This window comes from Nitratireductor sp. J20-h4 (assembly GCF_056780505.1).
Genome location: NZ_CM165557.1, coordinates 3,849,088 through 3,860,880, shown reverse-complemented (window position 1 = coordinate 3,860,880; position 11,793 = coordinate 3,849,088). Strand labels below are relative to the sequence as shown.

The following is an 11,793-nucleotide window of genomic DNA, read 5'->3' as shown; positions in this document are numbered from 1 at the left end:
ACGCTTTGTGGGTACATGGGAGTGCTGGCATGGATTTCGGTGGTGTGAGCTATCTGGCGGTGCTGGTCGCCGCGGTCGCGGCCTTCCTGTTCGGCGCGGTCTATTATGGCGGGCTCGGCAAGCCCTGGATGAAGGCGGCGAAAATCAAGCCGGAAGACGCCCGCATGGAGCCCATGCTGTTCATTACCAGTTTCGGGTGCGAATTGGTGATGGCCTGGGTGATGGCCGGCGTGATCGGCCATCTCGGCGCCGGCCAGGTGACGCTGTGGAACGGTGTCGTGTCCGGTTTCTTCCTCTGGCTCGGCTTCATGGCGACAATCACCGCCGTCAACCAGCGCTACCAGGGTTTCGGCTGGGACCTGACACTGATCGATGCCGGCCACTGGCTGGGCGTGGCGCTGATCATGGGCGGGATCATCGGCTGGTGGGGCGCTTGAATCAGCGGACGACCTCGATCACCGCGCCCTGTCGCAGGATCGGCAGGAGCCGCGACATCGTGCGGCGCGAGACGGCCACGCAGCCCTCGGTCGGCGTATAGCCAGGCCGGGCCAGATGCAGGAAGATCGCGCTGCCGCGTCCCCGCACGGCGGGGCGCATGTTCCAATCGAGTACGATCACGACATCGTAGAGATGGTCGGCGCGGCGCATGGTCTCGTGGCTGGCCGGATAGGGCAGGCGCACCGGACGGTTGTAGTTGCGGTCGCCGGGCGCGCCACACCAGCCGAGCCGGGGCGGGGTCGGCCGCAGCGGCAGGCGCGAGGGGTCGACGCGGCCCCGGTCGGCGCGTCGATAGCCCCATAGCAGCGTGAGCCGGCCGTGCGGCGTCGCGCCGTCGCCTTCGCGCTTGCGCGTTGTGATGCCGGCGCGGCCGAGTGCGCAGCAAAATACGTGGTGCCCGCACTGCAGCAGGCCTTGCGTCGGGCGTCCGGGCCGCGCCCGCACGACCAGCCGTGGCGGGCCGGAATTGCCACCTGCCGCATTGCGCTCACGATTTTTGGAGTATGATGACGCGACTTTACAATTCACGGTGAGCGTCTTTCACGATTCGCGCGTGCCTCATAGATGTGGAATCATCGACCCTTTCACGATTGCTTATGGACCGAAACATGACTTCACGCACCATTTTGATTGTCGACGACGATGACGATCTGCGCGCCACGCTGGTCGAGCAGCTCTCGCTCTACGAGGAATTCAGGGTCATCCAGGAACCCACGGCCGGCAAGGGCATCCAGACCGCGCGCGCCGGGCTGATCGACCTGTTGATCATGGATGTCGGCCTGCCCGACATGGATGGGCGCGAGGCGGTCAAATTGCTGCGCAAAGGCGGCTTCAAGGCGCCGATCATCATGCTGACCGGCCACGATACCGATTCCGACACGATTCTGGGCCTCGAGGCGGGCGCCAACGACTACGTGACCAAGCCGTTCCGCTTCGCGGTTCTGCTGGCGCGGCTGCGCGCGCAATTGCGTCAGCACGAGCAGAGCGAGGACGCCACCTTCGTCGTCGGGCCCTATACGTTCAAGCCGAGCCAGAAACTGCTGATCGACCAGCGCGGCGGCAAGGTACGTCTGACCGAGAAGGAAGCCTCGATCATCAAATATCTCTACCGGGCCGGCCAGAAGGTGATCACGCGCGACGTGCTTCTGGAGGAAGTGTGGGGTTATAATTCCGGCGTCACCACCCATACGCTGGAGACCCATGTCTACCGGTTGCGCCAGAAGATCGAGCGTGATCCTTCCAATGCGGAAATTCTTGTGACAGAAAGCGGGGGTTACAAGCTCGTCCCCTGAGTCGAAAGGCACCGGTTGGGCAGGGCTGGAAGGCCGGGACACCTTCATGGCGCTTGACGACGATATCGGCATTCTCGCCGGCGTGGGCATATTTCGCGAATTCACGCAGGACCAGCTTCGGCTTCTCGCTTTCGGGACGGAGCGCCTGCGCCGGCCCGCCGGCAAAGAGATCTATCGCGAAGGGGCGGCGGCCGACTGCGCCTTCGTCGTGGTCGAGGGCACGGTCGCGCTTTTTCGCGAGCGCGAGGGCGAACGCGTCATCGTCGGCCGGCTCGGTACGGGTTCGGTGATGGGCGAGTTGGCGCTGATTTCCAGCGGCTACCGGCTGACCGGGGCGATGGCCGAGAGCGAAGTCGAGCTGATGCGCCTCAATCGGAGCTTGTTCCAGCGCATCCTGGTCGAATATCCCGACGCGGCCGCCAAGCTGCACCGGCGGCTGTCGGCCGATCTCACCGGCATGCTGGAACGGATCGAGCGCCTGGCGCCGAAATTTTCCTAGCGATGTCGATGGGGCGGTGCCAGTCGCGGGACCGGACCGCGCCCACGATCGAGGCGGATTTGCCGGGCTTTACCAGAACCGTTCTGCTTTTCACGGATTCGCAGACCGACTCTAAAGTATTGTTTTAACGCGTTTCCGAACGGCGAACCGGTTTTCACTTCGCCTGGAAACGCTTTAGTCGAACCCGAAACGCGTGATGACCGGGACGTGGTCGGACGGGCGTTCCCAGCCGCGGGCGGCGCGCAGGACCTCGACCTCCCGCATGTCGTCGACGAGGTTCGGCGAGGTCCAGACATGGTCGAGCCTGCGGCCGCGATCGGAGGCGGCCCAGTCGCGGTTGCGATAGCTCCACCACGTGTAAAGCCGCTCCTGCGGCGGGATATGGGCGCGCATCAGGTCGACCCAGCCGCCCTCGGCGCGCATCGATTCCAGCCCTTCGGTCTCGATCGGCGTATGGCTGACGACCTTGAGAAGCTGCTTGTGCGACCAGACATCGGTCTCAAGCGGCGCGATATTCAGATCGCCGACCAGGATCGCGGCCGACTCGCCGTCGAAACCGGCGCGGATCGAACGCATTTCCTCGAGGAAATCGAGCTTGTGACGGAATTTCGGATTGATATCGGGGTCGGGTTCGTCGCCGCCGGCCGGAACGTAGAAATTATGCAGCAGCACCGACCGGCCGCCGACCGAAAGCCGTGTCGAAACATGGCGCCGGTCGCCCATGCCGCAGAAATCGCGTTTTTCGACGACGTCGAGCGGCCGCCGCGACAGCGTGGCGACGCCGTGATAGCCCTTCTGGCCGCTGATCGCGATGTGGCCGTAGCCGAGCGCCTCGAAGGCTGCGGCCGGAAACAGGTCGTCGGGACATTTCGTTTCCTGCAGACACAGGACGTCGGGCGCGTAGTCCTTCAAGAACTGCTCCACCAGCGGCAGGCGCAGGCGAACGGAATTGATGTTCCAGGTGGCGAGGGTGAAGGGCATGGGCGGTTCCGACTGGCGTGAGGGCGCGAAACTGCCAGCCGCGGGCGGTGGTGGCAAGCGCAGGCCGACGCCGGAGCCGGCGGGGGCAGTTCATCCACAGACGATTGGCCGGTAAAGTTGCGTCACCGCGGCGGAAGCGCGGTTTGCCCGCCGACATGCCGAAGACGCGAGGGGCGGCGCACCGGCCTGGTCCGGCGCTACCTGGTCGCGCCGCGACCGCGCGCGCCGTGGCGGGAAATGTACTGGTAGTCGATCGCGAACACGCTCGGATCGAAGGTCACGCCCTGCTTGACGTTGAAGATCATCACCGTCGTGTCCTTGCCCTGCGAATCGGTGATGGTCCACTGCCGCAATTCGTAGGATTCGGGATCGAACATCATGGTGATGGTGGCGTCGCCGAAAACCGAGCGGTCCTGCAGCCTGATCGTGGTCAGGTCCTTTTCCTGGCTGACCTGGCTGACTTTTTCGGTCGACAGATCGATGCTGTCGTCGAGCAGCAGCTTCAGCGGCGTCTTCGACAGCGGGTAGAGGTCCCAGGTTTTCAGCTTCTTGTTGTTGATGACGACCGACTTGCCGTCGGCGATCACCTGTACGCCGGCGGGGGCCTCGTAATTGAAGCGAATCTTGCCGGGCCGTTCGATGTAGAATTTGCCGCCGGTCTGCTCGCCGCGCGGACCGAATTGCACGAATTCGCCCATCATGGTGCGGATCTGGGTGAAATGATTGGCAATCTTCTGCGCCTCGGGGCTCGCGGCGGCGGCTGCCGTGGCGGGCACAAGCGGCATGAGGCAGGTCGCGCCGAGCGCGGCGAAACCGGCGATCGCGGCGCGGCGCGACAATCGTCCTGCCCGGTGCGGCGAAGAATTCATGATAGCGGCTCTCCTAAGCGTTATGTCGGACCTAGGCGCGGAGTGCGGCATTAGTTTGGCTCTCATGCGTCCGGCAGGTCAAAATGTCTCGTCCTCGGTCGGAACCAGGATCTCGCGCTTGCCGGCGTGGTTGGCCGGACCGACAATGCCTTCCTGCTCCATGCGCTCGATGATCGAGGCGGCGCGATTGTACCCGATGCCAAGACGCCTCTGGATATAGCTGGTGGAGGCCTTGCCGTCGCGCAAGACCACGGCGACGGCCTGGTCGTAGGGATCGTCGGAATTGTCGATATTGCCGCCGCCGGAGCCCGAAGGGCCGGAGGCGTCTTCGTCCTCGTCGTCTTCGGTGATGGCATCGAGATATTCGGGCACGCCCTGGACCTTAAGATGGGCCACGACCTTTTCTACCTCGTCGTCGGAGACGAATGGGCCGTGGACGCGCTGGATACGCCCGCCGCCGGCCATGTAGAGCATGTCGCCCATGCCGAGAAGCTGTTCGGCGCCCTGCTCGCCCAGAATGGTGCGGCTGTCGATCTTGGAGGTGACCTGGAAGGAGATGCGGGTCGGGAAATTGGCCTTGATGGTGCCGGTGATGACGTCGACGGAGGGGCGCTGCGTGGCCATGATGACGTGGATGCCGGCCGCGCGCGCCATTTGCGCCAGGCGCTGCACGGCGCCCTCGATATCCTTGCCGGCAACCATCATCAGGTCGGCCATCTCGTCGATGATGACGACGATATAAGGCAGCGGCGCCAGATCGAGCGTCTCGGTCTCGTAGATCGCCTCGCCGGTTTCGCGGTCGAAACCGGTCTGGACGGTGCGCGAGATCGCCTCGCCCTTCTTGGTGGCCTGGGCGACGCGCTGGTTGAACCCGTCGATGTTGCGCACGCCGACCTTGGACATCTTGCGGTAGCGGTCCTCCATCTCGCGCACGGTCCATTTCAGCGCGACGACGGCCTTTTTCGGGTCGGTGACGACGGGGGTGAGAAGATGCGGGATGCCGTCATAGACCGACAGTTCGAGCATTTTCGGGTCGATCATGATCAGCCGGCACTGTTCGGGCCGCATGCGATAGAGAATCGACAGGATCATGGTGTTGATGGCAACCGACTTGCCCGAACCGGTGGTGCCGGCGACGAGCACGTGCGGCATCTTGGCGAGATCGGCGATCACCACCTCGCCATTGATGGTCTTGCCGAGCGCCAGGCCGAGCTTCGCCTTGGTCTGCTCGTAGTCGCGCGAGGCCAGGATCTCGCGCAGGAAGACCGTTTCGCGGCGCGCGTTGGGAAGCTCGATGCCGATCGCGTTGCGGCCGGGCACCACCGCGACGCGGCAGGCGATGGCGCTCATCGAGCGGGCGATGTCATCGGCAAGGCCAATGACCCGAGACGACTTGATACCGGGTGCGGGCTCGAGCTCGTAAAGGGTGACGACCGGGCCGGGGCGGACATGGATGATTTCGCCCTTGACGCCGAAATCCTCCAGGACGCCCTCGAGCAGACGCGCATTCTGTTCCAGCGCGTCCGTCGACAGGCTGGGGTCGCGCGCGACGTTCTTCGGTTCGGCCAGGAAATGCAGCGTCGGCATCTCGAAGTCGCTGGCGTCGATGAAGGAGGTTTGCGCCTCGCGCTGGACCCGGGCGCCGGGCTTGGGTTTGGGCGCCGGGTTTTCAACGCGCGCGGCCGCACGCGCCGGCTGGGGCGCGCTTTGCCGGGGCATCGGCTCGAATTCGTCCGGATCGTCGAAATCCGGTTCCTCGACCGGTTCGGGCGCCAGACCGTCGAGACTCTTGAATTCAGGCTCGACGCGCAGCCGGTCGGCGCGTCCGGGCCGTATCTGCGACACGTCGTCGATCTCGTCCGGTGCGTCGTCGTAATCGATGCCGGTGTCTCGCCGACCCGACAGCCGGCGCACGAAGGCGCGGGCCGACAGCCACCAATGGAACACCGCGCCGAGCGCGGGAACGCCGTCATCATCATCGTCGGCTTCGGTGAAGTCCTCGTCGGCGTCCTCGTCCTCGGAGGCCGTGAAGTCGTCGACAGGCAGCGCCCTGCGGCTGATCAGGCCGGTGGCGAACATCATCAGCCATAGGGCGGGCAGGCCGAACAGCAGCATGAGCGCGGCCGCAAGCAGGCCTTGCGGATAGCCGCCCGACAACAAGGCGGGCAGTTTGAGCACCATGTCGCCGAACACCCCGCCGAGACCGGACGGCAGCGGCCAGGTCGGCGGCGCGACGATGCAGCCTGCAACCGCCGCGCTTAGAAGGGCCGCGCCAGCCCAGGCCGCGCCGCGGCGCGACAGGCGGTCCGGCGGCCGGCCGGCGAGCAGGAACAGGCTCCAGGCGAAAACCGGCACCAGCGCGGCGACCGAGGCCAGGCCCAGGAACTGCATGGCGAGATCGGCAACGACCGCACCCGGATAGCCCATCGCGTTGGTGAGCGTGTTGCCGGTGGCATGGCTGAAGCTGGGATCGGCGACGTTCCAGGTGGCGAGGGCGGCGATGGCGAAGGCGCCGAAGGCCAGCAGCGCCAGCCCGAGCGCGCGGGTCAGCAGCCGTTGCACCAAATTCTGGATTCCCTGCCCGATTCCGCCCAGGGCCAGTGCCGCCGAATTGCCTGTTCTCATCTCGCCTTCCTCGCACGCGTGCCGTCGTCCGGCCGGTCGATCCGGATGGCAGGCCGCCTCCCAACCTAGGAAGCGAGGGTTAAAGCCCCATTAACCATGCGCGTTTGCGAGCGATTTGACTTTGCCTTTTTGAAAACGGAACGGCGATTCCGGTTACCTGTCAAAAGGACAGACCTGAACCCACAACACTCAGCGCCGTCCACATCAAAATCAGCGATCCGCAGATGAAGCGCGGCGGAAGTCTGCCCATCAGCGATCCGCCGCGTTCCGAAAATGGACGCGGGAACGGGGATTCGGCGCCCACGACCCTGAACCAGTGACCCCGCAGCGCAGTTGTTCGGCGCGACGATGCTTCGATGCCCGCCCAGGTCGAGGCCGCAACGAGGAAGCCGACCAGCGTGATCACGCCATGTATCCAAAACCGCGCCGGATCGGACGTCTCGGCCGTCGCGACCAGCGCATAGCTGGCGATCATGAAACCCTGAAAAGTCAGATTCCAGTTGAGCCGTGCGGCGATCAGGCCCTGCTCGATTTCGAACTGACGGCTGATCGCATCGACAATGCGATATTGATCTTCCAGCGACAATGCTCTTCCTCCCCAGGCGCCCCGCGTAGCGTCTGGGATATGAGGAGAGAATGGAGCGCGGTGCAAGTCTCGCTTCGTGCACGAGGCCTCGCGGCGCCGAACCCTTTTCGCGGCTGCGGGCGCTTTGAATGGTCCGGCCGGCAGGAGGCTGCCGGCCGGAATTGGCGTTTACGAGTGGTAGGCGGCCTCGCCGTGCGAGGTCAGGTCGAGGCCCTGGCGTTCGGCGTCCTCGGCCGGCCTGAGCCCGATCAACACATCGGTGAGCTTGTAGAAGATCGCCGAGCCGATGCCGCACCACACGATGGTGACGAGCACGGCCAGGATCTGCGTCCAGACCTGCCCGGCCATCGACACGCCTTCGGCATAGCCGATGCCGCCCAGCGCGGAGGAGGCAAAGACGCCGGTCCCGATCGCGCCGACGATGCCGCCAATGCCGTGAATGCCGAACACGTCCAGCGAATCGTCGTAACCGAGTTTGATCTTCACGACGGCGACGAAATAATAACACACCGCGCTGGCGATCGCGCCGAGCACGATGGCGCCGACCGGGCCGACCAGCCCGGCGGCCGGGGTCACCGCGACAAGGCCGGCGATGACGCCGGAAGCCGCGCCGAGCATGGAGGCCTTGCCCCGGGCGAGCGCTTCGATCACCACCCAGGCGATGATCGCACCCGCGGTCGCGGTAAAGGTGTTGATCATGGCAAGTGCCGCGCCGCCGGTCGCCTCGAGGTTGGAACCCGCGTTGAAGCCGAACCAGCCCACCCACAGGATCGAGGCGCCGACCATGGTCAGGGTCATGGAATGCGGGGCCATGTTGTCCTTGCCGTAGCCGGTGCGCTTGCCGATCATGATGGAGCCGACGAGCCCGGCGATACCGGCATTGATGTGCACCACGGTGCCGCCGGCGAAGTCGAGCGCGCCCCAGCCGAACAGCAGACCGCTGCCGTCCCAGACCATGTGTGCGATCGGGAAATAGACGAAGGTGACCCACAGGATGACGAACAGCACCACGGCTGAAAACTTCACCCGTTCGGCGAAGGCGCCGACGATCAGCGCCGGCGTGATGCAGGCGAAGGTCATCTGGAAGCAGATGAAGACGAATTCGGGAATGACGACGCCGTCGGTGAAGGTCGCCGCGGTGCTGTCCATCGTCACGCCGGACAGGAACAGCTTGCCGAACCCGCCCCAGAACGGGCTGGTGCCGCCGCCGAAGGCGAAGGAATAACCCCACACGGTCCAGATCACGATGACGACGGCGGTGATCATCGTGCATTGCATGAGCACCGACAGCATGTTCTTGGCGCGCACCAGCCCGCCGTAAAACAGCGCCAGGCCCGGCAGGATCATGAACAACACCAGCACGGTGGCGATCATCATGAACGCGGTGTCGCCCTTGTCCATGACGGGCGCGGCCGCCTCGGCCGTATCCTGGGCATAGGCGGCGAAGGGCGCAAGGACACCGGCGCTCAGGCCGCCGGCCAGGGCGGGCCGAAGGCCGCGCCGGATAAGTGTTGGAATGGTCATCTTGGTCTCCTTGAAATCGGGTTGACGGTCAGATCGCATCGATGTCGGTCTCTCCGGTGCGAATGCGCACCGCCTGGTCGATCCCGTGGACGAAGATCTTGCCGTCGCCGATCTGTCCGGTGCGAGCGGCCGCTCCGATCGCCTCGACGGCCCGCTCGGCAAGCTCGTCGGCGACGACGATCTCGATCTTGACCTTTGGCAGGAAACTGACGGCGTATTCGGCGCCGCGATAGATTTCGGTATGTCCCTTCTGGCGCCCGTATCCCTTCACCTCGGTGACGGTCAGACCCTGGATGCCGACGCCGGTCAGCGCCTCCCGGACCTCGTCGAGCTTGAACGGCTTTATGATAGCCATCACGATTTTCATCAGGCTTCACCCTTGTTTGTGCGGGGTCCCGCGTTCCATCACACCACCGGCGGCCCGCGGACGACCGGAGCGTGACAAGGGCAATTCAAGCTCCGTGCCAGTTTCGATGGCCTGCGAACAATCGCTTGAAATGTTTTGGGAAATCCAATCAGCCGCCGGACCGTTTCGCATGTACGAAACGGCATTCTGCAGAAAATTCATGCAGAATGCGGGCCGTGCCTATATTTTAGGCTGTGCGCTCGGGGCCGCTGCGCAGCCGGATTAGCCCTTCCTGCGCGACCGAGGCGATCAGCACGCCGTCGCGGCCATAGATGGCGCCGCGAGTGAAGCCGCGGGCGCCGGACGCGGACGGGCTGTCCTGGGTGTAGAGCAGCCAGTCGTCGAGCGGGTGCTCGCGGTGGAACCACATCGCATGGTCGAGACTGGCGACCTGGAGGTCGGGATCGAAGACGGCACGCCCATGCGCGAAGGTCGAGGTGTCGAGCAGGGTCATGTCGGAGAGATAGGCAAGCACGGCGGCACGCAACGGCCACTGGTCGGGGACCGGGCCGGTGGTGCGCAGCCAGATGTTCTGGCGCGGCGGCAGCTTGTCGCGGCTGGTGTAGTGTTCGAGATTGACCGGCTTGATTTCCAATGGCCGTTCGCGGGCCCAGAAACGGCGAATCGTGTCGGGCACGTTGTCCATGTGCTCGAGCAGTTCGCGCTGGGTCTCGAGTTTTTCGGGCGGCGGCACGTCGAGCGGCATGGGAAACTGATGGTCAAGCCCCGGTTCGGCGAGCTGGAAGGAGGCTTCGAGCGAAAATATCGCCTTGCCGTGCTGGACGGCGACAACCCGGCGCGTGGTGAAGGAGCCGCCGTCGCGGATGCGGTCGACCTCGTAGACGATCGGCACCTTGGTGTCGCCGGGACGCATGAAATAGCCGTGGAGCGAATGTACCTGCCGGTCGGCGTCGACGGTGCGCTGGGCGGCGACGAGGGCCTGGCCGATGGTCTGGCCGCCGAACACGCGCTGCCAGGCCGTTTGCGGGCTGCGACCACGAAACAGATTGTGTTCCAGCCGCTCGAGGTCGAGAATGGCCAGAAGTTCCTGCATGGCTGGCGACATCGTCACGGCCCCGATTTCGTCGACACGTCCGATTGTTCAGACTTGGCGGGTTTTCGAGCAGAAAGGCAAGGGCGAAGTCAACCGGATCGACGGGTTGCGCGCGACGATCCGGCCCGCGCACAGAGGAGTTGATGATGGCGAAGATGGCAAAACGCAAACGGATCGACGTTGTGGTCGCGGGTGCCGGATATGTCGGGCTGGCGACGGCGGTATCGATTGCGCAGGCGCGGCCCGCACTGAAGGTCGTCGTGGTTGACGCCGCGCCGCCCGGCGTCTGGCAACGCGACGGCCGTGCCTCGGCGATCGCCGCAGCGGCGTGCCGGATGCTGTCGCAGCTTGGCTGCTGGGACGAGATCGCGCCGCAGGCGCAGGCGATCACCGAGATGGTCGTTACCGATTCGCGCACGTCCGATCCGGTGCGGCCGGTGTTCTTGACGTTCGACGGCGAGGTCTCCGCCGGGGAGCCGTTCGCGCATATGACGCCCAACAAGGTGCTGAATGGCGCCCTGCGGCGACGGGCGGCCGAACTGGGGATCGATCTCCTGGAAGGCGTGGCGGTCGAGCGGTTCGAGGCCGGACCCGCCGGCGTCAGCGTCATGCTGGCCGACGGGGCTTCGATCGAGGCGTCCCTGCTGGTCGCCGCCGACGGCGTGAAGTCGCGCTTGCGTGACATGGCCGGCATCAAGACCGTGCATTGGGATTACGGCCAGTCCGGCATTGTGTGCACGGTCAAGCACGAACGCCCGCACAACGGCCGCGCCGAGGAGCATTTCCTGCCGGCCGGCCCGTTCGCGACACTGCCGCTGACGGGAAACCGCTCGTCGATCGTGTGGACGGAACGCACCGAGGAGGCCGAACGCCTGGTCGCCGAGGACGATATCGTTTTCGAGACGGAACTGGAGCTCCGTTTCGGACTGAAGCTCGGCGAAATCAGCGTCGAAGGGCCGCGCCGGGCCTGGCCGCTCGGGCTGACGCTGGCGCGCGAGTTCGTTGCGCCCCGTTTCGCGCTGGTGGGCGATGCCGCGCACGGTATCCATCCGATCGCCGGCCAGGGGCTCAATCTCGGCTTCAAGGACGCCGCCGCTCTGGCCGAGGTGGTGGTCGAGGCCGATCGGCTCGGCGAGGATATCGGCGCGCTCGACGTCTTGGAGCGTTACGCGCGCTGGCGCCGCTTCGACACGGTGCAGATGGGCATCACCACCGACGTGCTCAACCGCATGTTCTCAAACGATTTCGGGCCCTTGCGCGCGATGCGCGATCTCGGGCTCGGCATGGTCGACCGGATGCCGCGGCTGAAGGAATTCTTCATCCGTCAGGCGGCAGGCCTGGCCGGCGAGGCGCCGCGGCTTCTGCGCGGCGAGGCGATCTGAAACGGTCCGGACTTTCGATCGGCTTTTGAACGGGCGCGTTTCGACACGTCGCACGAATGTCATCATCGCGCCATCAC

12 protein-coding genes are annotated in these 11,793 nt (G+C 65.2%); 4 read left to right on the top strand and 8 right to left on the bottom strand.

Annotated elements, in window-relative coordinates:
- Positions 1-29 precede the first annotated feature (29 nt).
- The gene (locus tag ACT2B0_RS18565) at positions 30-437 is read left to right on the top strand and encodes a DUF1761 domain-containing protein (protein ID WP_473459812.1); all 408 of its coding nucleotides are present in this window, start codon (positions 30-32) and stop codon (positions 435-437) included.
- A 1-nt stretch (position 438) separates the two neighbouring features.
- Here ACT2B0_RS18565 and ACT2B0_RS18560 read toward each other — a convergent pair whose 3' ends face one another.
- Entirely contained in the window at positions 439-942 is a 504-nt protein-coding gene (locus tag ACT2B0_RS18560) for a L,D-transpeptidase family protein (protein ID WP_473459811.1), read from the bottom strand.
- Positions 943-1,106: 164 nt separating this feature from the next.
- On the opposite strand from ACT2B0_RS18560, the gene ACT2B0_RS18555 reads away from it, so the two are divergent.
- Together ACT2B0_RS18555 and ACT2B0_RS18550 are read left to right on the top strand one after the other, a co-directional pair.
- On the top strand, positions 1,107-1,790 hold the full coding sequence (locus ACT2B0_RS18555) for a response regulator transcription factor (protein WP_473459810.1): 684 nt from the start codon (positions 1,107-1,109) through the stop codon (positions 1,788-1,790).
- Between the two features lie 46 nt (positions 1,791-1,836).
- A complete protein-coding gene (locus ACT2B0_RS18550) occupies positions 1,837-2,289 on the top strand; it encodes a cyclic nucleotide-binding domain-containing protein (protein ID WP_473459809.1) in 453 nt (150 codons plus the stop codon).
- Between the two features lie 174 nt (positions 2,290-2,463).
- Here the strand turns inward: ACT2B0_RS18550 and ACT2B0_RS18545 are convergent, their stop codons facing one another.
- From ACT2B0_RS18545 to tesB, 7 genes are all read right to left on the bottom strand, one after another.
- A complete protein-coding gene (locus tag ACT2B0_RS18545; protein WP_473459808.1) occupies positions 2,464-3,270 on the bottom strand; it encodes an exodeoxyribonuclease III in 807 nt (268 codons plus the stop codon).
- Positions 3,271-3,467: 197 nt separating this feature from the next.
- Positions 3,468-4,139, bottom strand: a complete 672-nt coding sequence (locus tag ACT2B0_RS18540) for an outer membrane lipoprotein carrier protein LolA (RefSeq protein WP_473459807.1) — start codon at positions 4,137-4,139, stop codon at positions 3,468-3,470.
- A 78-nt stretch (positions 4,140-4,217) separates the two neighbouring features.
- Complete coding sequence (locus ACT2B0_RS18535) at positions 4,218-6,764, bottom strand: DNA translocase FtsK (protein ID WP_473459806.1); 2,547 nt, start codon at positions 6,762-6,764, stop codon at positions 4,218-4,220.
- A gap of 160 nt (positions 6,765-6,924) precedes the next feature.
- On the bottom strand, positions 6,925-7,350 hold the full coding sequence (locus ACT2B0_RS18530) for a hypothetical protein (RefSeq protein ID WP_473459805.1): 426 nt from the start codon (positions 7,348-7,350) through the stop codon (positions 6,925-6,927).
- Positions 7,351-7,518: 168 nt separating this feature from the next.
- Positions 7,519-8,874 carry an ammonium transporter gene (locus ACT2B0_RS18525; protein WP_473459804.1) on the bottom strand — a complete coding sequence of 452 codons (1,356 nt, stop codon included), beginning with the start codon at positions 8,872-8,874 and terminating at the stop codon, positions 7,519-7,521.
- Positions 8,875-8,902: 28 nt separating this feature from the next.
- Positions 8,903-9,241 (bottom strand): P-II family nitrogen regulator, encoded by a 339-nt coding sequence (locus tag ACT2B0_RS18520; RefSeq protein WP_473459803.1) that lies wholly within the window; start codon positions 9,239-9,241, stop codon positions 8,903-8,905.
- A gap of 226 nt (positions 9,242-9,467) precedes the next feature.
- Entirely contained in the window at positions 9,468-10,346 is an 879-nt protein-coding gene (tesB, locus tag ACT2B0_RS18515) for an acyl-CoA thioesterase II (protein WP_473466082.1), read from the bottom strand.
- Between the two features lie 134 nt (positions 10,347-10,480).
- Between tesB and ACT2B0_RS18510 the strand changes: the two genes are divergently transcribed.
- Positions 10,481-11,716, top strand: coding sequence for a ubiquinone biosynthesis hydroxylase (locus ACT2B0_RS18510; RefSeq protein WP_473459802.1), 1,236 nt, complete (start codon positions 10,481-10,483; stop codon positions 11,714-11,716).
- The last annotated feature ends 77 nt before the right edge of the window (positions 11,717-11,793 follow it).